Raw genomic sequence first — 25,705 nt, 5'->3', positions numbered from 1 at the left:
CGAAGATTCTTCGGACGGTCCGTCAGGTAGGCGGAGACGGGGACACGGTGGCCGACTGCGGGGATATTCATGGACCGCGGGGCCTTTCGATGTCGGCCGGCGTTCAAGTGCCGTTTATGCGCGGACGGGAGTGTGAGGCCGTCATCAGCCAGCCGCATGCGTCACTTCAGGCCTTCAGGAGTACTCGATGCCGCTCACCCGCAGGGAATTCACCAGACAGTCCGCGCTCACCGGCGCGGGAGTCGCCCTCACCGGCGCCGTCGGCGCGCTCGCCACCGCGCCGGGTGCGCTCGCCGCCGAGGACGGCGCCGACACCGCCGGAGACGGGCACGAGCACGGCCACGGCGGCCACGGCCCCGGCTACGGCCCCCTGATCCCCGACCCCAAGGGACTCCTGGCGCTGCCCGCCGGATTCTCGTACCGCGTTCTCGCCCACGCGGGCGTCACCAAGCTGGAGTCGGGCGAGTTCACCCCCTCCAAGCACGACGGCGCCGCCGCCTTCGAAGGCCCGCGCGGAGTGACCCTCCTCGTCGTCAACCACGAGCTCAAGGGCGCCCGCACCAAGGTGAAGCACCCGGTCCCGCTCGCCGAGGGCCTCGTCTACGACCCCGCCGCGGCCGGCGGCTGCACGGTCGTCGAGACCCACCGCAGCGGCGAGGTCGCCCAGTGGGTCGGCATCGCAGGCACCTCGCAGAACTGCGCGGGCGGCAGCACTCCTTGGGGCACCTGGCTCACCTGCGAGGAGACCGAGGACCGGGCCGGCCAGAACGGTATGACCAAGGACCACGGCTACGTCTTCGAGGTCGACCCCTGCGACAGCCGTGCCAACCGGCACCCCCGGCCCATCAAGGCGCTCGGCCGGTTCGCCCACGAGGCCGTCGTCGTCGACCCCAAGCGTGCCCACCTCTATCTCACCGAGGACGCCGACACCCCCAACGGCCTGTTCTACCGCTGGGTCCCGCCGCACGGCTTCAAGCACGGCCGCGGCCACCTGAGGCACCTCGCCGACGACGCGGGCGTCCTCCAGGCCGCCAAGTGCTTCGACTCCGGCGGCCGCTTCGTCGACGACCTGTCCCGCGCCACGAAGATCGGCACCGTCTACGGCGTGGACTGGGCCGACGTGCCGGACCGCGACGGCCGCACAGTCCCGGTGCGCAAGCAGTTCGCCGACACGGACATCACCCGCGCCCGCAAGCTCGAAGGCATGTGGTGGGGCGACGGCGGCGCGTACGTCGTCTCCTCGTACGCCCGTGACGAGAGCCCGGTCCACCACGACGGCCAGGTCTGGTTCTACGACCCCAAGCGCCGCACCCTCACCCTGAAGGTGCTGCTCGGCGTCAACCCCGACCCGTCCAAGGACGGCGCGTTCGACGGCCCCGACAACATCACCGTGTCGCCGTACGGCGGGCTGATCATCGCCGAGGACGGTGAGGGCGTCCAGCACCTCTTCGGCGCGACCGAGCGCGGGCGCACCTACCCGATCGCACGCAACGAGCTGAACCTGGGCACCGCGGAGGACCCGGACTTCAGCGAGTTCGCCGGCGTCGTCTTCTCGCCCGACGGCCGGACCCTCTACGCCAGCATCCAGACCCCGGGCATCATGTTCGCGATCACGGGCCCCTGGAAGCGTCAGTCACACAACCACTGATACACACGAAGTGACGGGCTGAACGTCCGCACTACGGCCGTTGTGCTCCCGCGAGCTGACATCTAACATTTCAGTTCATGGGAGCACTGCGGCCGATACAGCGGACCCTGCTGCGCGACACGGCGTACGCGGCCATCCGCGACGCCATCGTGCGCGGCGAACTCCCGCCCGGGGACCCTGTGCGCGACGCCGACCTCGCCGAGCGGCTCGGGCTCTCCCGCGCCCCCGTGCGCGAGGCGCTCGCCCGGCTCGGCGAGGAAGGGCTCGTCGAGACCAAGCCGCAGAGCTATACGCGGGTCACCAGGCTCGAACCACGTGCCGTGCGCGAGGCCGCCGTCGTCGTGCGCGCCATGCACGAGCTGGCCGCCCGAGCCGCCGTGCCGTTCCTCACGACCGAGGACATCGGCGTGATGCGCGAGGCGAACGCCCGCTTCGAAAGCGCGACCCGCAGCGCCGCCGTCGGCGAGGCCCTGCGGGCCGACGACGAGCTGCACGACGTGCTCGTACGGGCCTGTGGCAACCGCGCCGTCGCGGCGACGATCGCGCGGTACACCCCGTTGATCCGCCGACTGGAGTGGCGGCAGTTCGCCGAGGCGAGCGCGTTGGAGTCAGCCGCGCTGCACGAGCGGCTCATCGACGCCTGCGCGGCCAAAGATGCAGACCGGGCGGCCCGTATCACCGCACAGATCTGGAGCGCACTCGAAGAACTGGCAGACGAAACAGATGATGCGGACGAAGCAGGCGTAACGCATGAATCCGGCATGGTCTGACCCGAAGGAGCCCGCATGTCGATCACGTCGTACGAACGCTACCCGCTGCTGTTCGGCCCCTCCCCGGTGCACCGGCTCGACCGGCTGACCCACCGTCTCGGCGGCGCGGAGCTGTGGGCCAAGCGCGAGGACTGCAACTCCGGCATCGCCTACGGCGGCAACAAGACGCGGAAGCTGGAGTACCTCGTCGCCGACGCTCTCGCCAGGGGCTGCGACACCCTGGTGTCGATCGGCGGGGTGCAGTCGAACCACACCCGCCAGGTCGCGGCGGTCGCCGCCCGCGCCGGGCTCCGCTGTGTGCTGGTGCAGGAGAGCTGGGTCGAGTGGCCCGACGCGGTCTACGACAAGGTCGGCAACATCCTGATCAGCAGGCTCGCGGGCGCCGACATCCGGCTGGTGCGCGCCGGGTTCGGGATCGGTGTCAAGGAGAGCTGGGAGCAGGCGCTGCGCGAGGTCGAGGAGAGTGGCGGCCGGCCCTACGCCATCCCGGCCGGCGCCTCCGACCATCCGCTGGGCGGGCTGGGCTTCGCGAACTGGGCGTACGAAGTGGCCGGGCAGGAGCAGGCTTTGGGCGTGTTCTTCGACACGGTCGTGGTGTGCTCGGTGACCGGAAGCACGCAGGCCGGGATGGTCGCGGGCTTCGCTGCGCTCGAAGAGGCGGGCGCCCGGCCCCGGCGGGTGATCGGCATCGACGCCTCCGCGGCGCCGGAGCGCACCAGGGAGCAGATCGGGCGGATCGCGCGGAACACCGCCTCACTCATCGGGGTGGAGCATGAGCTGCGGGACGCGGACATCGAGCTGGACGAGCGGTACCACGCGGGCACATACGGCATTCCGGATGAAACGACGCTGGAGGCGATGCGGCTCGCCGCCCGTACGGAGGGGATGGTGACGGATCCGGTGTACGAGGGGAAGTCGATGGCAGGACTGATCGACCTGGTCACACGCGGTGAGATCGGCTCGTCATCGACGGTGCTTTATGCCCATCTCGGCGGTCAGCCCGCACTCAATGCGTACAGCGCCCTCCTCTGACGTGGCGTGGCGGGTGCCCGAGGGCGCATACTCCAGGTAATGACAAAGTCAGCCGGATCCCGGCGCCACCTGCCCTCCAGTCCCTTCAACAAACCGGCCGCGGCTGCCCCGCCGATTGAGCAGTACGAAGTGGGCGACCGGGTCTCGCACGACCAATTCGGACTCGGAAGAGTCATCGCAGTCGAGGGCGACAATGCCGCTGTGCTCGTCGACTTCTCCGGACGCCAGGGAAGAATCCTGAGCCCATACTCCAAACTGGCCAAACTCTGAGGACCGTGGCCCCCGGGTCCGCCACCACTCAACGGATGGCGGGCCCGGCGGCGTCGGTCACAGCGCCTGTGCGGCGGGCTTGACCATGCCGCGCACGGTGCGGGACTTCACAAAATCGCCCATGGCGGTCATGTCCCATTCACCCGAGAACTGCTTGATCAGCTTGGCCATCATCACGCCGGTCTGCGGCTCGGCGCCGGTCAGATCGAAGCGGACCAGCTCCTCGCCCGTCGCCGCGTCGATCAGCCGGCAGTAGGCCTTGGCAACCTCGGTGAACTTCTGTCCCGAGAACGAGTTGACGGTGAAGACCAGGCCCGTCGCCTCCGCCGGCAGCCGGCCGAGATCCACGACGATCACTTCGTCGTCGCCCGCGCCCTCGCCCGTCAGATTGTCGCCGGAGTGCTTGATCGCGCCATTCAGGATCGACAGCTTGCCGAAGTAGCAGCTGTCCAGGTGGTTGCGGTTGGGGCCGTACGCGATCACGGAGGCGTCGAGGTCGATGTCCTTGCCGCGGAAGGCGGGCTCCCAGCCGAGGCCCATCTTGACCTGGGAGAGCAGCGGGCGGCCGCCCTTGACCAGCGAGACCGTCTGATTCTTCTGCAGGCTGACCCGGCCCTTGTCCAGGTTGATCTTCCCTGAGCCGGGGGCGGGAGCGGCCGGCGGCGCGGGGGGTGCGGGCGGCACGGGCGCGGCGAGACGCGGGTCGACCGGTGCGGGCGGCGCGACTGGGGCCGACGGCGCGACCGGGGCGGGCGGCGCGACCGGCGCGGGGGCCGCGGCGGGCTCCTCGTCGACCGAGACGCCGAAGTCCGTGGCGATGCCCGCCAGCCCGTTCGCATAGCCCTGGCCGACCGCACGGGCCTTCCAGGCGCCGTTGCGCAGATAGATCTCTACGACGACCAGCGCGGTCTCGGTGCCGAGCTGCGGCGGGGTGAAGGTGGCGAGCGCGCTGCCGTCGTCGGCGCTGCGGATGGTGGCGGTCGGCTCGATGCCCTGGAAGGTCTGCCCCGCGGCGTCCGGGCTCGCCGTGACGACGATCTTCTCGATACCGGGCGGGACGGCGGAGGTGTCCACCACGATCGCGTCGGGGGCGTTGTCCCCGCCGGAGCGATAGCTGACGCCGGGGCCCGCCGGCTGGTTGTAGAAGATGAAGTCGTCGTCGGAGCGCACCTTGCCGTCGGCGGTGAGCAGCAGGCCCGATACGTCGAGCCGCACCGGAGCGGTGACGTCCACCGCCACGCGGGTGACGGCGAGAGGGATGTTCGAGCCGGGGGTCATAGCTGTCATGCCAGGGATAACGAGCGAAGCCGCTTTACCGTTCCCTTACCCTTTTCATCTGCGCGGGTGGTTCCGGGCCGTGCGCTCATTGCCGAACTTGTACGCACCGGTCGACGCGGCCTGGCGGTGGGGGCTGCGCTGAGCGGATCGGTGATCGGGGCGCCTTGCTCCTACTGTGTCCCGCATCGCGAGTGCGCGTGTGAGTGGCCGTCGGTGGCACTCACTCCCCGCGAGACGGGCCCGGCCGGCTCCCCCGCAAAGTGCTTGGCCGGGCCCCGGCCGATCAGTACGGCCACTGGGGCGGGTTGGTGGTGAAGTGGCCGCCCAGATGCGCGTGGTCGGGGTTGTCCGGGTCGAGTTCGCCCTGTTCCGCGACAAGCTTCTCGGCGTACTGCTCGGAGTCGTCCTGTGGCTCGTAGCCCAGCGCCCGCGCCGTCGAAAGGTCCCACCACAGGCGGGTGTTGGCGGAAGAGCCGTAGACGACGGCGTGGCCGACACCCTCGGCGGTGAGCGCGGCGTGGAAGAGGCGGGCGCCGTCGCCGGGGCTCATCCAGACCGACAGCATCCGCACGGACGTCGGCTCCATGAAGCAGGAGCCGATGCGCACGGAGACGGTTTCCAGGCCGTGCAGGTCCCAGTAGAGCTGCGCCAGGTCCTCGCCGAAGCACTTGGACAGGCCGTAGTAGGTGTCGGGGCGGCGCGGGGTGTCGATGGGGATCAGCGCATCGGGCGGGAAGGGCGGCTCGCCCTGCGGGCGCGGAGTGAACCCGACCGCGTGGTTGCTGGAGGCGAAGACGATCCGGCCGATGCCCTCTTCGCGGGCCGCCTCGTAGAGGTTGTAGGTCCCTTCGATGTTCGCGCGGAGGATCTTCTCGAATGGGGCTTCCAGGGAGATGCCCGCGAGGTGGATGATCGCGTCGACGCCGCGTACCGCCTCGCGCAGTGCCCCCTTGTCGGCGAGGTCTGCGGTGACCGCGTCCGGCACTCCCTCTATGGGGGTGGCGTCGAAGAGGCGGAGCTCGTAGCCGTACGCGGGCAGCAGCCCCCGCATCAGCGTGCCGACGCCGCCGGCGGCGCCGGTGAGCAGGACTGTGCGGGGAGCGGGCATGGGGGGATCTCCTTGAAATGCTCAGGTCCATAGACAGCATTCACATTCATGGACAAGCTAGGGAGTGGTCCGGACAGCGTCAAGTGTCGCGCGGAGGAGCCGACTCCGCCTCTGAGTTGCGGTTTTCCGTCTTGACCCGGGCGATGTGGCTGCCATAGCGTGGCTGAGTTCAGAGATATGGACATCGATCAGAATTGTGCACGAGTCCGCAGGCTCGGTGCACGGCCCAGGGAGCGCCCGTGACCTCAGCCCCGCTCGCCGCCCGGCTCACCCGGGTCCAAGGACCGCTGTTCTTCCCCGTCACCGCGTACGGACCGGACGGCGCTCTCGACCTCGATGTCTTCCGCGCCCATGTGAGGAGCGGCATCGACTCCGGCGCGGCCGCGGTCTTCGCGTGCTGCGGCACGGGCGAGTTCCACGCCCTGACCCCCGAGGAGTTCGGTGACTGCATCGCCGCCGCAGTCGAGGAGACAGCCGGCGAGGTGCCCGTCGTGGCCGGCGCGGGCTACGGCACGGCGCTCGCCGTCCAGTACGCGAAGATCGCCGAAGCGGCGGGCGCGGACGGACTGCTCGCCATGCCGCCCTACCTCGTCGTCGCCGACCAGGCCGGGCTGCTGCGCCACTACACCGCGCTCGCCGCGGCGACCTCCCTCGACGTCATCGTCTACCAGCGCGACAACGCCGTCTTCACCCCCGAGACCGTCGTCGAACTCGCCCAAGTGGACGGCATCATCGGCCTCAAGGACGGCTACGGCGACCTCGACCTGATGCAGCGCATCGTCGGCGCCGTCCGCCGCGACCTGCCCGACCAGGACTTCCTCTACTTCAACGGGCTGCCCACCGCCGAACTCACCGGCCTCGCCTACCGCGGCATCGGCATTGCTCTGTACTCCTCCGCCGTCTTCGCCTTCGCCCCGGACATCGCGCTCGCCTTCTACCGCGCGCTGATGACCGGCGACGACAAGACCGTCAACCGGCTGCTCGACGGCTTCTACGTGCCGCTGGTCGAACTGCGCAATCTCGGCCGCGGCTACGCCGTCTCGCTCGTCAAAGCGGGCGTACGCCTCGGCGGCCTCGACGTCGGCGAAGTGCGGCCACCGCTGAGTGAACCCCTCGACGCCCACATCAAGGCCCTGGCGGCGCTCATCGAGCGCGGCCGCTCCCTGCTGGAGGACGGCGCGTGAAGACCTCCGCCTTCCTCTACCCCTGGGATGTCGTCGGCGACCCGGACGCCGCCGCCCGCATCGCGGACCTCGGCGTCCAGCAGGTCACCCTCGCCGCCGCCTACCACTCCACGCGCGCCCTGACCCCGCGCCACCCCCGGCACCGGATCGTCACCGCGGAGCACGCCGCCGTGCTCTACGAAGTCGACGAGGAGCGCTGGGCGGGCCGCGAGCTGCGCCCGTACACCGCAGGGGACTGGGCCGTGGGCGACGCGTACGGCGAGGCCGCCGCGGCTCTGGCCGACGCCGGCGTCGAGGTCCACAGTTGGGTGGTCCTCGCCCACAACTCCCGCCTCGGCGCCGAGTATCCGGACACCTCCGTCGTCAACGCATACGGCGACCGCTACCCCTGGGCACCCTGCATCGCACAGCCCGCCGTACGCGCCCTGGTGACGGATCTCGCGGCCGAGGCGGCGACCAGGCCGGGCGCGCGCGGCACCGAGCTGGAGTCCTGCGGCTGGTACGGTCTCGCGCACCTGCACGCCCACGACAAGATCGCCGGTGTGGGCCTGGGCGACGCGGCGCAGTATCTGATGTCGCTGTGCTTCTGCCCCGCCTGCCGCGACGGCTACGCACAACAGGGGCTGGAGCCGAATCTGCTGGCCGCTGCCGTACGGGGCGCACTGGAGCCGGTCTGGGCGGGCGCCGTGCCCGCCGACGCCGGGGTCGAGAAACTCCTCGGCGCCGAACTCGCCGCCGCGACTGAGGACTTCCGGACGCGGACCGCCCGTACGCTCCAGGAGGCCGCCGTCGCCGCGGTGCGGGCCGCCGCGCCGCAGGGCTTCCAGGTGCTGCTGCACGCCGACCCCGTCGCGCACCACTGCGGGGCGAACGCGGGCGTCGACCCGGCGCACATCCTGTCCGTCGCGGACGGCGTGGTCGTACCGTGCACGGGCAGCCCGCGGCTGCTCGAACCGTTCGCGGAGCAGCGGGTGGACGGCGCTGTGCTGGCCGCGAACTTCACCGTGGTCAGCGGGATGGGCGGCAGCCCCGGCACGCTCGCGGACGACGCGGCCCGGGCGGCGGGTCTCGGGGCGACTGAGGTCCGGCTCTACCACGCGGGGCTGGCGTCCGACGCGGACCTGGCGCTGGTGGCGGACGCGCTGTCCCGGCCGGCCTGAAGACCCGAGCTTGTCCCCAGCCCCGCCCCTTCCCGAACTGGGGGGCAAGCCCCCAGCCCCCGTACGCGCTTCGCGCGTGTCCTCAATCTCCCCCCGGACGAAGTCTGGGGGGAGATTGAGGCGCGGGGTCCGGGGCGGAGCCCCAGTTACGAAAGGCCCCGCCCTTGACGCGGACCCGCCCGCGCCCTAGCTTCAGGCGCGTCGTACTTCGTACGTCATATATGAGACGCGAGACATGAGAGCGTGACAGCGCCATGACCTTCGCCCCCGCCCCCATCCCCTCCCGCACCCAGTACGTACTGGAAGCGGTCAAGCACGCCATCCTCACCGGGCGGCTGCGGCCGGGACAGGCTCTGGTCGAGACCGAACTCGCCGCGCAGTTCGGAGTGTCCAAGACCCCCGTGCGGGAAGCCCTGAAGACCCTCGCCGGCACCGGCCTCGTCGTCATGAGCCAGTACAAGGGCGCCACCGTCCGCACCGTGGACTCCGCGATGGCCCGCGAGGTCTACGACGTACGGCTGCTGCTCGAACCGGAGGCGCTACGCAGGTCCGTCGAGCGTGCCGCGGACCTGGAGGCCGCGCAGGAGGCGCTGCTGAAGGCCGACGACTCCGCCGACCGGGCCGAACGCTCGCTGGCCAACCGGGAGTTCCACCGCGCCCTCTACCTGCCCTGCGGCAATCCGCTGCTGACCCGGATGCTCGACGACGTACGCGACCAGGCCGCCCTCGTCTCGACCGTCGCCTGGGCCGCCGACCCGTCCTGGGAGCGCGAGGCGGCCGAGCACCGGGAGATCCTGCGGCTCGCGCTCACCGGCGACGCGCAGGGTGCCGCCCGCGCCCTGCACGAGCACATCGCCGGATTCGTACGGCGGGCCTTCCCCGAGGAGGACGAAGCATGACCGAGCCCCAACTCCCCGCCCTGCGTGCCGCGCTCGCCGACGTCGTGGCGATCCCGGTGACGCCGTTCGCCGCCGACGGCACGGTGGACGAGAAGGCCCAGCGCGCCCTGCTGCGCCGCCTCGTCGACGGCGGCATCGTCACCCTCACGCCCAACGGCAACACCGGCGAGTTCTACGCCCTCACGCCCGAGGAGCGCCGCCGCGCCGTCGAGCTGAGCGTCGAGGAGGCGGCGGGCGCCGCGACGATCGTCGCCGGGGTCGGCCACGAAGTGCCCACCGCCGTCGCCGCCGCACAGCACGCGCGCGACGCGGGCGCGCAGCTGGTGATGGTTCACCAGCCCGTGCATCCGTACGTCTCGCAGGGCGGCTGGATCGACTACCACCGGGCGATCGCCGACGCGGTCCCCGGGCTCGGCGTCGTCCCGTACATCCGCAACCCGCTGCTCGGCGGCGGCACGCTGGCCCAACTGGGCGCGCTCTGCCCCAATGTCATCGGTGTGAAGTACGCCGTCCCCGACGCGGCCAGGTTCGCAGCCTTCGCGCGCGACGCGGGTCTGGACCGCTTCGTCTGGGTCGCGGGCCTCGCCGAGCTGTACGCGCCCTCCTACTGGGCGGGCGGCGCCACCGGCTTCACCTCCGGCCTCGTCAATGTCGCCCCGGCCGTCTCCCTCGCCATGCGGGACGCGCTGCGCGCGGGACGGTACACCGACGCCATGCGCACCTGGGAGCAGATCAGGCCGTTCGAGGAACTGCGCGCGGCCCACCAGTCCGCCAACAACGTGACCGTCGTCAAGGAAGCGCTGGCCTCGCTCGGCCTGTGCCGCCGCGATGTGCGACCGCCCAGCCGAACCCTGCCCGCCGAACAGCGCGCCGAGGTTGCCGCCCTGGTCGCGGGATGGGACGCATGAGCGCCAAGCGCCCAGAGGAACTCCGCAGCCACCAGTGGTACGGCACGGACGGGCTGCGCTCGTTCAGCCACCGCGCCCGCACCCGCCAGCTCGGCTACCTCCCCGAGGAACACCTCGGCAAGCCGGTCGTCGCGATCCTCAACACCTGGTCCGACATCAACCCCTGCCATGTCCATCTGCGCGACCGCGCCCAGGCCGTCAAGCGCGGGGTCTGGCAGGCCGGCGGCTTCCCCCTCGAATTCCCGGTCTCCACACTCTCCGAGACCTTCCAGAAGCCGACCCCCATGCTCTACCGCAACATGCTCGCGATGGAGACGGAGGAGCTGCTGCGCTCCTATCCGGTGGACGGCGCGGTGCTGATGGGCGGCTGCGACAAGTCCACGCCCGCGCTGCTGATGGGCGCGGCCAGCGCCGACCTGCCTGCCGTCTTCGTACCGGCGGGCCCGATGCTGCCGGGCCACTGGCGCACCGAAGTGCTCGGCTCCGGCACCGACATGTGGAGGTACTGGGACGACAAACGCGCCGGCCTGATCGGCGACGCGGAGCTGGCCGAGCTGGAGAACGGCCTGGCCCGTTCGCCCGGCACCTGTATGACCATGGGCACCGCATCGACCCTGACCGCCGCGGCCGAGGCGCTCGGCGTCACGGTCCCCGGGGCGTCGTCCATCCCGGCCGTCGACTCCGGGCACGAGCGGATGGCCGCGGCATCCGGCAGGCTGATCGTCGGCCTGGTGCACCAGGGCCTCAGGCTGTCGAAGATCCTCACCCGGGAGGCGTACGAGGACGCCGTCGCCACCGTTCTCGCGCTCGGCGGCTCGACCAATGCCGTGATCCATCTGATCGCGATGGCGGGCCGCTCGGGCGTGCCCCTCACGCTCGACGACTTCGACCGCATCGCCCGCAGGGTCCCGGTGCTGGCCAACCTCCGCCCCGGCGGCCGCTACCTGATGGAGGACTTCCACTTCGCGGGCGGACTCCCCGCGTTTCTGGCCCGGTTGACCGACGTACTGCATCTGGACCGGCCCACCGTCGCGCACCCCACCCTGCGCGAACAGCTCGCGGACGCGCGCGTCCACAACGCCGACGTCATCCGCCCGCGCGACAACCCCCTCGCCGAGGAGGGCGGCGTGGCGGTGCTGCGCGGCAACCTCTGCCCCGACGGCGCGGTCATCAAGCACATCGCCACCGAGCCCCGCCTCCTGAAGCACACCGGGCCCGCCGTGGTCTTCCCCGACTACCGGACGATGCAGCGGACCATCAACGACCCGGAGCTCGGCATCACCGCCGACCATGTGCTGGTGCTCCAGGGCGCGGGCCCCAAGGGCGGGCCCGGCATGCCCGAGTACGGGATGCTGCCGCTGCCCGACCACCTCCTCAAGCAGGGCGTACGGGACATGGTGCGGATCTCGGACGCCCGAATGAGCGGTACGAGTTACGGCACCTGTGTGCTGCACATCGCCCCCGAGTCGTACGTCGGCGGGCCGCTGGCCCTGGTCCGCAGCGGAGACCTGATCACGCTGGACGTCGCGGCGCGCACACTGCGGCTGGAGATCTCCGACGAGGAACTGGCGCGGCGCAGGGCGGCCTGGACGCCGCCGCCCGAGCGGTACGAACGGGGCTACGGCGCCCTGTACAGCGAGCAGATCACCCAAGCCGACACCGGTTGCGACTTCGCCTTTCTCGCCCGCCGGGGCAACAGCCCCGATCCGTACGCGGGTTGAGCGGGCCGGTCCGGACCGTCAGTCCCAGGCGGCCCGGACCGTCTGGCCCTGGCGGCCTTGACGATCAAGCGCTGGGCGGAGGTGACGTAACACCCCCATAACCTGAAACGCTCGTCCCGGGGGAACAATCCAGCTACCCGCCAGCAGGATCGCCCCCCGAGGAGAGCCATGTCCGCACAGGTCGACCGGTACTTCCACATCAGCGCACGAGGCTCGACCTTCGCGCGGGAGATCCGTGGCGGCTTCGCCACGTTCTTCACGATGGCCTACATTCTCGTGCTCAACCCGATCATCCTCGGCAGCGCCGAGGACAAGTTCGGCGCCCACCTTTCCGGGCCCCAACTGGTCACCGTGACCGCCCTGGTGGCCGCCGTGATGACCGCCATCATGGGGCTCGGCGGCAATCTCCCGCTCGCCATCGCCGCCGGACTCGGCCTCAACGCCGTCGTCGCCTTCCAGATCGCGCCCCTGATGAGCTGGCCCGACGCGATGGGCCTGGTGGTAATCGAGGGGATCCTCATCTGCGTCCTGGTCGTCACCGGACTGCGCGAGGCCGTCATGCACGCCATCCCGGGCTCGCTCAAGGTGGCCATCAGCGTCGGCATCGGCCTGTTCATCGCGTTCATCGGCTTCATCGACGCGGGCTTCGCCACCCGCATCCCCGGGGACACCGGCACCGTGCCCGTCCAGCTCGGCGCGAGCGGTCAGCTCTCCGGCTGGCCCGTCCTGGTCTTCTGTCTCGGCGTGCTGCTCACCGTCGCGCTGATGGCCCGCAAGGTGAAGGGCGCGATCCTCATCTCCATCGTCACGATGAGCGTCGTCGCGATCGTCATCAACGAGATCGCCGACATCGACCCGCTCGCCTGGGGCCTGACCGTCCCGTCCGTGCCCGACGACATCGTGGCCGCCCCCGACTTCGGGCTCGTCGGCTCCTTCAGCCTCTTCGGCGCCTTCGAGCAGATCGGCGTCATCACGCTCGTCCTGTTGGTCTTCACCCTCATCCTGAGCGACTTCTTCGACACCATGGGCACGGTCGTCGGCATCTCCAGCGAGGCCGGTCTGCTCGACGAGAACGGCAAGGTCCCCAACCTCGGCCGGGTGCTGCTGATCGACGGCGCCGCCGCCGTGGCGGGCGGCGCGGCATCCGCCTCCTCCAACACCTCGTACATCGAATCGGCGGCCGGCGTCGGCGAGGGCGCCCGCACCGGACTCGCCTCCGTGGTCACCGGCGCGCTCTTCGGCCTCGCTCTCTTCCTCACCCCGCTGGCCACCGTCGTGCCCGCGCAGGCCGCTGCCCCCGCGCTCGTCGCCGTCGGCTTCCTGCTGATGGCGCAGGTGCGGCACATCGACTGGGAGCGGTACGAGATCGCCATCCCGGCCTTCCTCACGATCGCGGTCATGCCGTTCACGTACTCCATCACCAACGGCATAGGCGCCGGTTTCATCGCCTATGCCGTCATCAAGACGGTGCTGGGCAAGGCGCGCGACGTGCACTGGCTGCTGTGGGGCACGGCCGCGCTGTTCGTGGTCTACTTCGCGATCGACCCGGTCGAGCAGCTCCTCGGCGTCAAGTAGCCATCAGGCGTCAGGACTTCAGGGCCGCGGCCATCATCTTCTTCGCGATGGGCGCGGCCAGGCCGTTGCCGCTGACCTCGGAGCGGGCCGCGCCCGAGTCCTCGATCAGCACGGCGACCGCCACCTCCTTGCCGGTGGACGAGTCCTTGGCGTAGGAGGTGAACCAGGCGTACGGCGTCTTGCTGTTGTTCAATTCTTCATACGGGCCGCCCCGGCGGGCGGGGTCTCAGCGCGGCGAGATGAACCCCGACTCGTACGCCGCGATCACCGCCTGGGTACGGTCCCTGGCGCCCGTCTTCGCGAGGACCGACGCCACATGCGTCTTCGTCGTCGCGGGCCCCACGCCCATCCGTCCGGCGATCTCCGCGTTCGTCAGCCCCGTCGCCATCAGCCGCAGCACCTCTCTCTCGCGCTCGGTCAGCCGCGCCGCCCACGGCGGGGGAGCGGCCGGCTCCCGGCGGCCGTACTCGGCGGCCAGCGAACGGACGGCCGACGGGAACAGCAGCGAGTCGCTGCGGGCCACCAGCCGGACCGCCTGGACGAGATCCTCCGCCGCGGCCCGCTTGAGCAGAAAGCCGGCAGCTCCGGCGCGCAGCGCGTCGTACACATAGGAGTCGTTCTCGAACGTCGTCACCACCACGATGCGCGGCGAGGCGGTGAGCGTGCCCAGGATCTGCTCGGTGGCCCGGATGCCGTCGATCTCCGGCATCCGTACATCCATCAGGACCACGTCGGGGCGCAGCTCACGCACCACCGACACCGCCTCCGCGCCGGTCGCCGCCTCGCCCACGACCTCCAGGTCGGGCTCGGCGTCCAGGATGACGCGCAGCGCCGTACGCACCATCCGCTCGTCGTCGGCGATGACCACCCGGATCGCGCTCATCGGCGGCCCGCCAACGGGAGCCGGGCGGACAGCCGCCACACCCCGCCTTCAGGACCGGCCTGCGCATGCCCGCCGAGCAGCGCGGCCCGTTCGGTGATCCCCCGCACTCCGCGGCCGCCTCCCGGTCGGACCGCCGGTGCCTTGTCGGGCAGCGGATTCTCCATCGTGATCTCCAACTCCTCGCCGCGCAGGGTGATCCACAGGGACACCGGGGACGCCCCGGCGTGACGCAGGGCGTTGCTCAGCCCTTCCTGGACGATGCGGTAAGCCTCGCGGGAGACGGCCGCGGGGGCGGCGGCCAGATCGCCGTCGGCGGTGAGCGAGACCGGCACCCCACTGCGGGACAGCAAGCCGTCCAGGCAGTCCAGTGCGGGCCCGGAAGTGAGCGGCGCGGCGGCGTCATCCTGCCGCAACAGGCCCAGTACGGAGTCGAGTTCGCCCACCGTGCGCCGCGTGGTCTCCTCGATCGCGGCCAGCGCCTCCCGTACGAACTCCACATCGCTGTCCAGCACCTTGCGGGCCGCGCCCGCCTGCAGGGTGACGGCGCTCAGCGCATGGCCGACCGAGTCGTGCAGCTCGCGGGCGAGGCGGTTGCGCTCGGCCAGCTCGGTGGCCCGTCGCTCGGCCGCGGCCAGCCGGTCCGCGGGCGTCGGCCCGAGCAGCACCGGTGCCTGGCGGGCCAGCAGCGCCCCGGCCCCCGCCGCGCACGCCGCGAGCCCCAGCAGCATGGCGGCCCCGGCGAACGGGGCGAGGGCCAGGAACCACGCCTGGTCGAGATGCCCGGGCAGCTTCACCCAGTCCCGTATCCCTGCGAACAGCGGCAGCAGCATCACGGTCACCGCGAACGGCGGCAGCGCCAGGCTGGCACTGCTGACCAGCCCGCCCAGGCCCAGGTGCAGCGTGAACCAGCCCGAGGTCCGCAGCCGCGCCGCCCGCGTCCGCGCCGGTCCTTCCGCGAACCGGTCGGCGGGCACCCCGCACAGCGCCCGCGCGGCCGCCACCGACATCGGCCGGGTCAGCGGGAAGAGCGCGGTCACCGCGGCGAGCGGCAGGGCAACGGCGTACGAGCCGAGCTGCACCCTCAGCGAGTCGGCGAACATGCTGTCGGCGCCGGCGATCGGTCCGACGAAGACGGCGGCGAGAAGCCAGTAAGGCGTCAACAGCGCGCCGCCCAGGATCAGATGGACCCAGCGCAGCCGCGCCCGACCTCCGAACAGCGCCCCGAAGACTCTCTTCACGCGCCGCGCCGCCGCAGGAAGGAGGCGGTGCCGGTGGCGACGAGCAGACCGACAATCATGCCGACAGCGTAGGTCAGGGCCATCAACCCCGTTGCCCGCTCGCTCTCTTCGGCCCCGGGCAGCAGTGCGGCGATCAGCAGCCAGACTCCCCAACAGCCCACCGCGCCCGAGCCCAGCCAGGCCATGGCCAGCGGCGTCTTCAGCGACAGAGCGCGGCCCCGGCGGAAGGCGAGCAGCAGCGGTCCGGCCACGGCGACGACCACGAAAAGGGCGCTGATCCCTTCGAGTACGTAGAAGTCGGCCGTACGCTGCTCGATCCGCGCGCCGGAGAGGCCGGTCGTCGCGCCGCACGCCCAGAGCAGCCGCATCGTGGCGGGGAACAACCCGAGCACGGCGGCGGCCACGGCGGTCACCTTCAGCGTCCGACCGGTGGCGGCTGTGGGCAGGTCCCAGATCCGGCCCCGCCACACATGGCCCCAGCGCTCTTTCGCGTACAGCACGAAGAGTGTGCCGAGGGCCAGACCCTGGACGATGAAGCCTGTGTAGACGACCCCGAAGACCCACTCGTCGAGGAAGGGCTCACTCCCCGAGCTCCCGGAGCGATCGGCCTCGGCCCCGGTGAAGGCCGCGACCAGCAGCTGGACCGGGTAGCCGACCATGATCGGGAGCAGCAGCCCGCCCGCGATCCACATGGGGGCGGCCAGCAGCCGGCCGGGCACCCGCCTGCCCCAGCCCTGGGTGAGCAGCAGCGCCAGGACGATGACGGCGCCGTCCATCAGGACCGTGACACTGTTCGCGACGGCCATCAGGGCCCGGTCGTCGAGCAGCGCACTGCCCTCCGGTATGCCGATCCGGCTGCCGGCGATCCAGGCGGCCTTGAGCGAGAGATACGGGACGCAGGAGGCGATCGCGACGGCGCGCAGCACCGTGCGGGCACGCCCCGGTCCTACGGGATCCAGCGGCTGGGGAGCGGGAACGAGCGGTGTCCGTGTCATGTCCCCTACGCTCCCGGGCGGGCGCCCTGACCACATCACGCGCGGCGACGATCCTCCTCCGCCGCACGGCGGAGACCGGTCAGCCGGTCAGGGTGAGGACCAGCTCGTCGATCTCCGCACCGCGGGCGTCACAGCCTCCGGGTCGCCAGCGTCAGCCGGTCACGCGCGTCGAAGAGCGCGTCCTTGATCATCTGCTCATGGCCGGGGGTGAGCCGCGCCACCGGCACCGAGCAGCTGATCGCGTCCCGCGCCGGCGTGCGGTACGGAATCGCGATGCCGAAGCAGCGCAGCCCGAGCGTGTTCTCCTCGCGGTCCACGGCGTAGCCCTGCTCGCGGATCAGATGCAGTTCCTCGATGAGCTTCTCGCGGTCGGTGATGGTGTGCTCGGTCAGCGACGCCAGGGTCTCCGGCAGCATCTTGCGCACCTGCTCGTCGCTGTGGGTGGCGAGCAGCGCCTTGCCCAGCGAGGTGGAGTGCGCGGGCAGCCGCCGGCCGACGCGGGTGAAGGGGCGCAGATAGTGCTGCGACTGGCGGGTGGCGAGATAGACGACATTGGTGCCGTCGAGGCGCGCGAGGTGGATGGTTTCCGTGGTGTCGTCGGAGAGCCGGTCCAGGGTGGGCCGGGCGGCCGCCACGACCTCGTCGCCGTCGATGTACGAGGTGCCCACCAGCAGGGCCCGTACGCCGATGCCGTACCGCGTGCCCGTCGCGTCCGTCTCCACCCAGCCGAGCTCGACCAGGGTGCGCAGCAGCATGTAGAGGCTGGACTTGGGGTAGCCGACGGCCTCCTGGACCGCGGCGAGAGAGTGCATGCCGGGGCGCCCGGCGAAGTATTCGAGCAATTCCACCGTCCGCACCGCGGACTTGACCTGTGCTCCACCGGAATCCGCAGTTGACATTGCTCTTCGCCCCTTCTTGACCGCGCAGAACGCCCGGAAATAGAGTCCCCACACATTCACCATCAGGAACGCTGTTCAGAATACCGAACAAAACCCCTGATGGGTGCAGTAGACCGGGAAGGAAGCCGCGGTGGCAGCAGCACCAGTCTGGAGTGTCGACCCCCGAACCGGGAACCCGCGTGAGCAGGTTGCGGTCGAGTCCACGGTTGAGGAGATCGACAACGCGGTCCGCGCCGCACACGCCGCCCGCCCCGCTCTCGCCGACCGGAGTGTACGCGCGCTCCTGCTCCGTACCGCCGCCGACCTGCTCGACGAGGCGAGCGAGTACGTCATCGAGGCCGCCGACGCCGAGACCGCGCTCGGCCCCACCCGCCTCACCGGTGAACTCGCCCGCACCACCGCCCAGTTGCGCGCCTTTGCCGAGGTCGTCGACGAGGGTGCCTTCCTCGACATCCGCATCGACCACGAGGACGGCTCCAGGACCCCGCCCTGGCCGGATCTGCGCCGTTACAAGATCCCCCTCGGCGTCGTCGCCGTCTACGCCGCGAGCAACTTCCCGCTCGCCTTCTCCGTGCCCGGCGGCGACACCGCCAGCGCCCTCGCGGCCGGCTGCCCGGTCGTCGTCAAGGCGCACCCCGACCACCCCGGGACCTCGGAACTCTGCGCGTCCGTCCTGCGCAGGGCCGCCCAGCGCGTCGGTCTGCCCGAGGATGTCGTGATCCTCGTGCACGGCTTCGAGGCGGGCATCGAACTGGTCAGGCACCCGCTGGTGGCGGCCGCGGGCTTCACCGGTTCGGTACGCGGCGGGCGCGCGCTCTTCGACGCCGCGGCCGCCCGGCCCGCACCCATCCCCTTCCACGGCGAACTCGGCTCGCTCAACCCCGTCGTCGTCACCGAGGCGGCCGCCGGGGAGCGGGCCGAGCAGCTCGGGGCCGGGCTCGCGGGCTCGATGACCCTGGGGGAGGGGCAGTTCTGCACCAAGCCTGGCTTCGTCCTGGCCCCGGCGGGCGACGCGGGCGACCGGCTGCTCAAGTCCCTGACGGCCGCGGTCAGCGAGACCGAGCCCGGCGTGATGCTCGACCACCGGATGCGCTCGGCCTTTGTCGAGGGCGTACGGGAACGGGCCGAACTGCCCGACGTGGAGGCCCCGATCACCCCCGGCGCGGGCGGCGAGCACACCGTGAGCGCCGGCTTCCTGTCCGTACCGGCACGGCTGCTGGCCGCAGAAGGGCCGCACGACCTGCTGCTCGAAGAGTGCTTCGGCCCGGTCACCATCGTCGCCCGCTACGAGTCGGACGCTGAGATCACCGCGGTGCTCGGCCGACTCCCCGGCAACCTCACCGCCACCCTGCACCTCTCCTCCGGCGAGGCCGAAGGCGATGGCAGGGGCGCCGAACTGCTCGCCGAACTCACCCCGCTCGCGGGCCGCGTGCTCGTCGGCGGCTGGCCGACCGGCGTCGCCGTCGCCCCCGCCCAGCACCACGGCGGCCCCTACCCGGCCACCACCTCCACCTCCACCTCGGTCGGCGCCACCGCGATCGAGCGCTGGCTGCGCCCGGTCACGTATCAGACGACGCCCGAGGCGCTGCTGCCGCCCGAGCTGCGCGACGACAACCCGCTCGGTCTGCCGCGTCGGGTGGACGGCCGCCGGGAAACTCGGCGAAGCTGAGCGACGTGACCGACCCGATCGACCTGACCGAACTGCCCTTCCCGCTGCGCCCGTACGGCCCTGAGGCCAACTGGTCGTACGACAAGGGCGCGCTCACCGGCTGGGCGGGAGCCCGGCAGGACCTCTTCGTGCCGCCCGCGGGCGAAGCCCTGGACCCCGTCTCCGACGCGCCGCGCCTGCTCGGCGCGCCGGAGGGCGATTTCCAGCTCATCGCGCGGGTCACCGTCGGCTTCACCGCGGCCTTCGACGCCGGCGTGCTCTATCTGCACGTCGGCGAGCGGGAGTGGGCCAAGCTCTGCCTGGAGCACTCCCCGGACAAGCCCACCATCTGCACGGTCGTCACCCGCGGCCACTCCGACGACGCCAACTCCTTCGTGGTGGACGGCGACAGCGCCTGGCTGCGGATCAGCCGCACCGGCAAGGCATTCGCCTTCCATGCGTCGACGGACGGCGAACACTGGACCTTCGTACGGATCTTCGCCCTGGGCGACGAGGAGAAGGCGGGCGCGGCACTGGTCGGGTTCATGGCCCAGTCACCGGTGGGAGAGGGGTGCGTGGTCACCTTCGACCGGATCGAGTACCGCCCGAACTGGCCGGCGGGTCTGCGCGACGGCTCCTGATTTCAGACCGTTCAGCCCGTTCAGACCGATCAGACCGTGATTTCAGACCGTCACGACGATCTTCCCGGTGTGGCTGTTGGACTCCATCAACCGGTGGCCGTCGACGACGCGCTCCAGCCCGTCGAAGACGTCCGCGATCACCGGGCTCAGCGACCCGTCGCGCAGACCTGTGCCGATGAAGTGCGCGGCGCGGCGGCGGCCGGTCGCGGTGCGGACGCGGACGCTGTTGGCGAAGGTGTGCACAGTCAGCGGCCAGTTCATCGACAGCTCGATCGGGCGCGGGTCCAGCCAGCCGTACAGCACCATCGCTCCGCCCGGCACGACGGCGTCACCAAGGGCCCGGAAGCCGGGCCCGCCGATCGCGTCGAAGGCCAGGTCCGCGCCGCGCCCACCGGTGATCCGCTTGACCTCGGCCGCAGGGTCCTGCTCGTCCGTGACGATCACATGGGCCGCCCCGAGATCGAGCAACTGCTTGCGCTTGGCCTCGGTGCGTGTGGTGGCGATCGGGATCGCGCCGGTCCGGACGGCGATCTGGATCGCCGCCGTCCCCACACCGCTGGACGCGCCGGTGATCACCACATGGTCGCCGGCATGGAGGCCGCCGGTCTCGAGCATGCCGCCGTACGCGGTGGAGTACGTCAGCCAGACCGCCGCCGCTCTCACCGCGTCCACGCCCTCGGGGCGGTGGACCACCGACTCCACGGGCATCACGGCCCGTTCCGCGTACACGCCGTGCACCCCGAAGTCGAAGTTGGCCGCGGTCATCACCGGGTCGCCGGGCGCGAACTCGCTCACGCCCTCGCCGACCGCCTCCACGACACCGGCCGCCTCGTAGCCGAGCCGGGAGCCGGGGAGGGTGGCCTGGTAGTAGTACGTGCCCGAACGGAAGAGGGCCTCGGCGCGGTTGAGACCGATCGCCTCGATACGGAAGCGGAGTTCGCCCGGGCCGGGCTCGCGGAGCTCCACGTCCTCGATGCCCAGGACCTCCGGGCCGCCGAGCTCATGAAAAAGAACTGCCTTGGTCAATACGGTAGTTGTCATGGGTACGACGCTAAGCAGGCTCCGCGAGACGATCCATGTCCCAAAGCCTCTCGGTCATGCCTGATCGTCTTGCCAGTGTCGGGTACGGTGCGGTCATGGACGTGCTGAGCGACGCGATCGCCGCCATGCGCACGGGACGCCCCCACTCGGCGCGCTCCGTCAGATATGCCCCCTGGGGCGTGCGCTTCCCGGCCAGTGAGGGCGCAGGATTCCATGTGGTGCTCCAGGGCTCGGCCTGGCTGCTGCCGGACGACGCCCCGCCGGTGCTGCTCGGCCCCGGGGACGTGGTCTTCATGGCCCACGGCTACGGCCACGGCCTCGCCGACGACCCCGCAACCCCGCTGCGCGACGTCGAGATCGAACCGGACGGCACCTGGCCGCCCGTCCCGCACCCCGGACCCGCCGACGGGCGGCCCGAGAACCTTCTCCTGTGCGGCGCCTACCAGTTGAGCAGGGCGCGGGCCCATCCGCTGCTCACCGAGCTGCCGGACGTGATCCATCTGCCGGCCCGAATCGGCAAGTACGCCTCGGTGCGCGCGGCGGTCGAACTCCTCGGCGCGGAACTGGAGAACCCGCAGCCCGGCTCCGACGCGGTCGTACCCGCGCTGCTCGACACACTCCTGCTCTACCTGCTGCGCACCTGGTGGCTGACGGAGCGCCCCGACGCCCCGGGCGGCTGGGCGGCGGCGCTGCGCGACCGGGGCATCACCGCCGCACTGCAAGCCATCCACGGCGACCCGGCCGACCCCTGGACGGTCGAGGAACTGGGCCGCCGCGCCGGACTCTCTCGGGCCGCCTTCGCCCGCCGCTTCACCACGCTGGTCGGCCAGCCCCCGCTCGCGTATCTGACCTGGTGGCGCATGACGACGGCGGGCCGCCTGCTGCGGGAGGACGACGCCCCGCTGCGCACGGTGGCCCACCGGGCGGGCTACGCATCGGAGTTCGCCTTCGCCAAGGCGTTCAAGCGGGAGTACGGGATGGCACCGGGCCAGTACCGAAGGCGGGCCGGCCAAGCCTCCTCCACTACCCGTACCGGAAGCGCGGTGACGCCGGAATCCCGGTACAGGACCTGCACGGGCCGGCTGGAACCTAGGCCAGGCTCCGCCGCGTCCCCACCAGCATGATCAGAACCGCCACGCCTGAGGACCTGGACGCCATCGCCACCCTGCACGCCGAGGCGCGCGCGACCTACTACCGCGGCCACATCCCCGACGAGGCCTTCGACAGCCCCGCCGAGCACGCCCGCACCCGCGCAGGCTGGGCCACGTCGATCGAGCGGGGAGCGGTGCTGTGCGCCGTACGGGACAGGGTGGTAGCGGGGGTCGCAGTCTCCCGCGAGGTGGACGGTGTCATGACCCTCACCCAGCTCCACGTCGCCCCGAAGCGCTGGCGCGACGGCATCGGCACCGCCCTGCACGCCGCCTGCGTCGAGGCCTGGCAGCGCGCGGGCGTGAACACGGCCCGCCTGGAGGTCTTCGAACACAACACGCGCGCCCAGTCCTTCTACGCCCACCATGGCTGGCTCCCGGACCCGGACGAGCCGCGCGCGGGGAACCACCTGGTGCTGCGCTTCGCGGTGCCGCGCGCCTGATTCCTGTAAGCAGTTACGGATACGAGCGCAACGGCGGAAGATCTGTTCGCAGCGTAAAGCCGGACAGAGCGAAGGACGGATCCTCGTCTTCCCGATCCTCGGCCATGGTGACGCCGACCTGTGAGGCGTCGATGCCGGCCGGCCAGAGAGTACGAGCACTCGCTCGGGCTCCCTCCAGCCGCGCCTCCCGCAGATCCGCGGTGCTCAGATCGGCTCCGCGCAGATCAGCCATCGAGAGATCCGCCTGACGGAACGAGGCGTTGGCTGCCCGGGCGTTGCCCAGATCGGCTTCCCGCAGGTCCGCACCGGTGAAATCGGCACCCTCCAGGTCCGTTTCGACAAGCCGCGCTCCCCGCAGATCGGCGGCAACACACCGGGAGAACCGGAGAATTGATGTCGCCAGCTCGGCGTGTCTGAGGACGGCTCCGGCCAGTGACGCCCGGGTCAGATCAACGCGGAAGATGCTTGCCGCCTCCAGGCAGGCCCGGTCGAGGATGACTCCCTGCAGATGCAGCCCGTCGCAGTCGGCCCGCCGAAGGTCGGTGGCAATGAGGCTGAGCCATTCGGGCCGGCGACCCTCACACAGGACTCCCAGGCAGGTCAGCGCCACCTGAGCATCCGGAGTCCGCGTCTCCAACGGCAGAACGGAATTGATCGGCGCATCCGCCGCAGGCGCGTGCGATCCCGTTTCCGCTCCCGGCCAGGGCAGATGGGTCCGGATGAACGCAGCCATGATGGCGATGACCGCTTCACGGTCCCGGTCGGAGTGGTCCGCCACCCGCCACAGCGCGTACAGGCCGCCGATGCGCACGTCGAGCTTGTCGCTCCCGGTCTGCTCCACCGCCTGCCCGAAGCGGTCGGTGATCTGCCCTTCCCGCGTCGCGTTCAACCCCTCTTGGCTTACCCGCAATTGACGCCAGGTCACGTACGCTCCGACGAAGATCGCTATGCCGCCTACGGCTTGCAGCAGCGTGGTCCGGACGTTGTTCACCGCGCCCAGCCGATCCTTCGGCGCAATGCTCGCGCCTGCCAGGTCGTGATCAACCACGAGGCCCGGCAGGAGCAACACCACCACCGCCAGCAGGGCCAGCCCCGCCGCGCTCGCCCCGACCATCGTCACGGCATGCAGCCGAGCCCTTCGGTCCAGACGCCTTCGCATAACTCCCCCGGATCGACAAGAACCTGATCCTAGAGCAGGGCGGAACACCCGTCCGTGTGCGCATGCGGCCCGCCCACACGACCGCTGGGTCCGAGCGCCCTACCTGTACGGACCTCGTGCCGACGTAGCCGAGGCCAGGCACATCGAACACGCACACTCCTGCGAGTGAATTGCCTCAACTTCCCCTCACCAAGACCGCCTTGCCTTCTTACGCTCGCCACGAGAGTCGCCATCTGCATGTGCCATTGGCACCTCCACCGCACGACTCGCACCACCCCGTATCGACAAGGACCCGCATGGTCAGCTCACCTCACGAGGCGATGCACCGCATCTTCCAGGAGTACCCCGGACTCTTCTGCCGGGTCTCCGAAGTGCTGGGCGTCACCTTCGCCCCACCCACCTCGGTCACCGTCCTGCCCACCGATCTCACCGAGGCACGGCCGGTCGAACGCCGCGTCGACACCCTGTTACGACTCGATACCGAAGACGGCGACTCGCTCCTCCTCGCAGTCGAAGCCCAGGGCAAGAAGGACCCGGCCAAACCCGCCAGCTGGGCCTACTACCTGTCCTACCTGCACACGAAGTACCAACTCCATCCCCTCCTGCTGGTCGTCTGCCAGGACCGCACCACCGCCGAATGGGCCTCCCGCACCACCCACATCGGCCCGCCCCAGTGGCCCGCCCTCACCCTGCCCCCCCCTCGTCGCAGGCCCTCACAACATGCCGCGGATCACCAACACGGCCGAGGCCCGGAAGGACCTGGCACTCGCCACCCTGTCCGCCATCACACACGCCGCGGATCCGGACATCGGTGCCATACTCAAAGCACTGTCCACCGCACTGCGGGACACGCCGGAAACCATCGCAGACCCCATCGTCGAACTCACAGCACAAGGCCTGGGCAGACTCCCGGCCGCACAACACTGGAGGACCTGGTGGCCGTGGACCTCTCCTTCTACACCTCACCCCTCTCGGAAGAGATCCGAGACGAAGGCCGCGCGGAAGGCCGCGCCCAGGGCATCGCGCAGAGCATCCTGCTCCTGCTCGAGCAGCGCGACATCGCCGTTCCCGTCGACACCCGCGAACGCATCACCAGCTGCGGCGATCCCGAGATCCTGCGGCAGTGGCTCGCCCGGGCGATCACCGCATCCTGCGCAGAGGAGATCTTCGCAGAGGAATAGTCCTGCCCCGGCGAGGCGCAAATTGGCCAGGGCCGACCGCTCATGCGACCGGCCCTGATGTCAGGGCCGGAATGCGCCGGTCCCGGTGCGCGTTCACCTCTTGGCGGAGGTGGCCTCCGCACCGTACGACCCTGGAGTGATGAAGAAGATGCGCGTCGAGATCTGGAGCGACATCGCCTGCCCCTGGTGCTACATCGGCAAGGCACGCTTCGAGAAGGGACTCGCGGCCTTCGCCCACCGCGACGAGATCGAGGTGGTCCACCGCTCCTTCGAGCTCGACCCGAGCCGGGCCAAGCACGACACCGCTCCCGTGGTCGAGATGCTGGCGAAGAAGTACGGCCGCACCCTCGACGAGGCCCGGGCCATGGAGGAGCACGTCGCCTCCAATGCCCACTCCGAGGGGCTCGAGTACCGGACCGAGGGCCGTGATCACGGGAACACCTTCGACATCCACCGGCTGCTGCACCTGGCCAAGGCCCGTGGCCGCCAGGACCAGCTGCTGGACCTCGCCTACCGGGCGAACTTCGCCGACGGGCGGTCCGTCTTCGACCGCGACGTACTGATCACGCTCGCGGTCGAGGCCGGTCTGGACGCGGACGAGGCCCGGGCGGTCCTCGCCGACGAGACGGCGTACGCCGACGACGTGCGGGCCGACGAGCGCGAGGCCGCCGAGCTCGGCGCGACCGGGGTGCCCTTCTTCGTACTCGACCGCCGCTACGGGGTCTCCGGCGGCCAGCCCGCCGAACTTCACGCAGGCGCTGGAGCAGGCCTGGCAGGGCCGGGCGATCACCCCGATCGGCACCGACGCCGCCGCCTGTGACGCCGACGGTTCCTGCGAGGTCCCGCAGACCGCGTCCTGACGGCACACCGACCGTT

The 25,705-nt window shown here is 70.9% G+C and carries 22 protein-coding genes and 3 pseudogenes; 16 read left to right on the top strand and 9 right to left on the bottom strand.

All coding sequences use genetic code 11. From position 1 onward, the window contains the following. Positions 1-187 precede the first annotated feature (187 nt). From ACZ3H8_RS11340 to ACZ3H8_RS11325, 4 genes are all read left to right on the top strand, one after another. Positions 188-1,648, top strand: a complete 1,461-nt coding sequence (locus ACZ3H8_RS11340; protein ID WP_467400226.1) for an alkaline phosphatase PhoX — start codon at positions 188-190, stop codon at positions 1,646-1,648. 77 nt (positions 1,649-1,725) lie between these two features. Continuing rightward, on the top strand, positions 1,726-2,418 hold the full coding sequence (locus ACZ3H8_RS11335) for a GntR family transcriptional regulator (RefSeq protein ID WP_467400224.1): 693 nt from the start codon (positions 1,726-1,728) through the stop codon (positions 2,416-2,418). A 15-nt stretch (positions 2,419-2,433) separates the two neighbouring features. Further along, the gene (locus ACZ3H8_RS11330) at positions 2,434-3,450 is read left to right on the top strand and encodes a 1-aminocyclopropane-1-carboxylate deaminase (RefSeq protein ID WP_467400222.1); all 1,017 of its coding nucleotides are present in this window, start codon (positions 2,434-2,436) and stop codon (positions 3,448-3,450) included. 39 nt (positions 3,451-3,489) lie between these two features. After that, a complete protein-coding gene (locus tag ACZ3H8_RS11325) occupies positions 3,490-3,720 on the top strand; it encodes a hypothetical protein (RefSeq protein ID WP_266542984.1) in 231 nt (76 codons plus the stop codon). 57 nt (positions 3,721-3,777) lie between these two features. On the opposite strand, the gene ACZ3H8_RS11320 is transcribed toward ACZ3H8_RS11325, so the two are convergent. After that, positions 3,778-5,007: a TerD family protein gene (locus ACZ3H8_RS11320; protein WP_467400218.1), complete on the bottom strand. Its 1,230-nt coding sequence runs from the start codon at positions 5,005-5,007 to the stop codon at positions 3,778-3,780. A 274-nt stretch (positions 5,008-5,281) separates the two neighbouring features. Beyond that, positions 5,282-6,106 (bottom strand): NAD-dependent epimerase/dehydratase family protein, encoded by an 825-nt coding sequence (locus ACZ3H8_RS11315; RefSeq protein WP_467400216.1) that lies wholly within the window; start codon positions 6,104-6,106, stop codon positions 5,282-5,284. Positions 6,107-6,345: 239 nt separating this feature from the next. Here ACZ3H8_RS11315 and ACZ3H8_RS11310 point away from each other — a divergent pair, with 239 nt between their 5' ends. The 6 genes from ACZ3H8_RS11310 to ACZ3H8_RS11285 all read left to right on the top strand — a co-directional run bounded on the left by ACZ3H8_RS11310 (position 6,346) and on the right by ACZ3H8_RS11285 (position 13,553). Beyond that, positions 6,346-7,290 (top strand): 5-dehydro-4-deoxyglucarate dehydratase, encoded by a 945-nt coding sequence (locus tag ACZ3H8_RS11310; RefSeq protein ID WP_467400215.1) that lies wholly within the window; start codon positions 6,346-6,348, stop codon positions 7,288-7,290. Further along, positions 7,287-8,450, top strand: a complete 1,164-nt coding sequence (locus ACZ3H8_RS11305) for a hypothetical protein (RefSeq protein WP_467400213.1) — start codon at positions 7,287-7,289, stop codon at positions 8,448-8,450. Before ACZ3H8_RS11310 ends, ACZ3H8_RS11305 begins: the two co-directional genes overlap by 4 nt. 254 nt (positions 8,451-8,704) lie before the next feature. Continuing rightward, a complete protein-coding gene (locus tag ACZ3H8_RS11300) occupies positions 8,705-9,349 on the top strand; it encodes a GntR family transcriptional regulator (RefSeq protein ID WP_467400211.1) in 645 nt (214 codons plus the stop codon). Next, positions 9,346-10,257 (top strand): dihydrodipicolinate synthase family protein, encoded by a 912-nt coding sequence (locus ACZ3H8_RS11295; protein WP_467400209.1) that lies wholly within the window; start codon positions 9,346-9,348, stop codon positions 10,255-10,257. Before ACZ3H8_RS11300 ends, ACZ3H8_RS11295 begins: the two co-directional genes overlap by 4 nt. Next, positions 10,254-11,978 (top strand): L-arabinonate dehydratase, encoded by a 1,725-nt coding sequence (gene araD / locus ACZ3H8_RS11290; RefSeq protein WP_467400206.1) that lies wholly within the window; start codon positions 10,254-10,256, stop codon positions 11,976-11,978. Before ACZ3H8_RS11295 ends, araD begins: the two co-directional genes overlap by 4 nt. A gap of 168 nt (positions 11,979-12,146) precedes the next feature. Further along, the gene (locus ACZ3H8_RS11285; protein ID WP_467400204.1) at positions 12,147-13,553 is read left to right on the top strand and encodes an NCS2 family permease; all 1,407 of its coding nucleotides are present in this window, start codon (positions 12,147-12,149) and stop codon (positions 13,551-13,553) included. 10 nt (positions 13,554-13,563) lie between these two features. Here the strand turns inward: ACZ3H8_RS11285 and ACZ3H8_RS11280 are convergent. From ACZ3H8_RS11280 to ACZ3H8_RS11260, 5 genes and pseudogenes are all read right to left on the bottom strand, one after another. Then, a pseudogene (locus tag ACZ3H8_RS11280) lies at positions 13,564-13,740 on the bottom strand (penicillin-binding protein 2); the annotation flags it as partial. Between the two features lie 39 nt (positions 13,741-13,779). Further along, positions 13,780-14,436, bottom strand: a complete 657-nt coding sequence (locus ACZ3H8_RS11275; RefSeq protein ID WP_467400201.1) for a response regulator transcription factor — start codon at positions 14,434-14,436, stop codon at positions 13,780-13,782. Continuing rightward, on the bottom strand, positions 14,433-15,674 hold the full coding sequence (locus tag ACZ3H8_RS11270) for a sensor histidine kinase (RefSeq protein ID WP_467400199.1): 1,242 nt from the start codon (positions 15,672-15,674) through the stop codon (positions 14,433-14,435). Before ACZ3H8_RS11270 ends, ACZ3H8_RS11275 begins: the two co-directional genes overlap by 4 nt. Further along, positions 15,671-16,669: a hypothetical protein gene (locus ACZ3H8_RS11265; RefSeq protein WP_467400196.1), complete on the bottom strand. Its 999-nt coding sequence runs from the start codon at positions 16,667-16,669 to the stop codon at positions 15,671-15,673. Before ACZ3H8_RS11265 ends, ACZ3H8_RS11270 begins: the two co-directional genes overlap by 4 nt. 128 nt (positions 16,670-16,797) lie before the next feature. After that, a complete protein-coding gene (locus ACZ3H8_RS11260; RefSeq protein ID WP_398988188.1) occupies positions 16,798-17,568 on the bottom strand; it encodes an IclR family transcriptional regulator in 771 nt (256 codons plus the stop codon). Positions 17,569-17,698: 130 nt separating this feature from the next. On the opposite strand from ACZ3H8_RS11260, the gene ACZ3H8_RS11255 reads away from it, so the two are divergent. Together ACZ3H8_RS11255 and ACZ3H8_RS11250 are read left to right on the top strand one after the other, a co-directional pair. Further along, positions 17,699-19,237 (top strand): aldehyde dehydrogenase (NADP(+)), encoded by a 1,539-nt coding sequence (locus ACZ3H8_RS11255; RefSeq protein WP_467400194.1) that lies wholly within the window; start codon positions 17,699-17,701, stop codon positions 19,235-19,237. A gap of 5 nt (positions 19,238-19,242) precedes the next feature. After that, positions 19,243-19,857 (top strand): DUF1349 domain-containing protein, encoded by a 615-nt coding sequence (locus ACZ3H8_RS11250; RefSeq protein WP_467400191.1) that lies wholly within the window; start codon positions 19,243-19,245, stop codon positions 19,855-19,857. Positions 19,858-19,899: 42 nt separating this feature from the next. On the opposite strand, the gene ACZ3H8_RS11245 is transcribed toward ACZ3H8_RS11250, so the two are convergent. Beyond that, the gene (locus ACZ3H8_RS11245; protein WP_467400189.1) at positions 19,900-20,898 is read right to left on the bottom strand and encodes a zinc-dependent alcohol dehydrogenase family protein; all 999 of its coding nucleotides are present in this window, start codon (positions 20,896-20,898) and stop codon (positions 19,900-19,902) included. A gap of 95 nt (positions 20,899-20,993) precedes the next feature. On the opposite strand from ACZ3H8_RS11245, the gene ACZ3H8_RS11240 reads away from it, so the two are divergent. Together ACZ3H8_RS11240 and ACZ3H8_RS11235 are read left to right on the top strand one after the other, a co-directional pair. After that, complete coding sequence (locus tag ACZ3H8_RS11240) at positions 20,994-22,022, top strand: AraC family transcriptional regulator (protein ID WP_467400187.1); 1,029 nt, start codon at positions 20,994-20,996, stop codon at positions 22,020-22,022. Then, positions 22,019-22,489, top strand: a complete 471-nt coding sequence (locus ACZ3H8_RS11235) for a GNAT family N-acetyltransferase (RefSeq protein ID WP_467400184.1) — start codon at positions 22,019-22,021, stop codon at positions 22,487-22,489. The genes ACZ3H8_RS11240 and ACZ3H8_RS11235 overlap by 4 nt, the downstream gene beginning before the upstream one ends. A 13-nt stretch (positions 22,490-22,502) precedes the next feature. On the opposite strand, the gene ACZ3H8_RS11230 is transcribed toward ACZ3H8_RS11235, so the two are convergent. Further along, positions 22,503-23,603 carry a pentapeptide repeat-containing protein gene (locus ACZ3H8_RS11230; RefSeq protein ID WP_467401266.1) on the bottom strand — a complete coding sequence of 367 codons (1,101 nt, stop codon included), beginning with the start codon at positions 23,601-23,603 and terminating at the stop codon, positions 22,503-22,505. Positions 23,604-23,944: 341 nt separating this feature from the next. Between ACZ3H8_RS11230 and ACZ3H8_RS11225 the strand changes: the two are divergent. Beyond that, positions 23,945-24,829, top strand: a pseudogene (locus ACZ3H8_RS11225) (RpnC/YadD family protein). A 148-nt stretch (positions 24,830-24,977) separates the two neighbouring features. Continuing rightward, positions 24,978-25,689 (top strand): annotated as a pseudogene (locus tag ACZ3H8_RS11220) (DsbA family oxidoreductase). Positions 25,690-25,705 lie beyond the last annotated feature (16 nt).

The organism is Streptomyces sp. NPDC002868, from assembly GCF_055563295.1.
The sequence above is the reverse complement of the archived record's forward strand: the minus strand, read 5'-3'. Positions and strand labels throughout refer to the sequence as shown.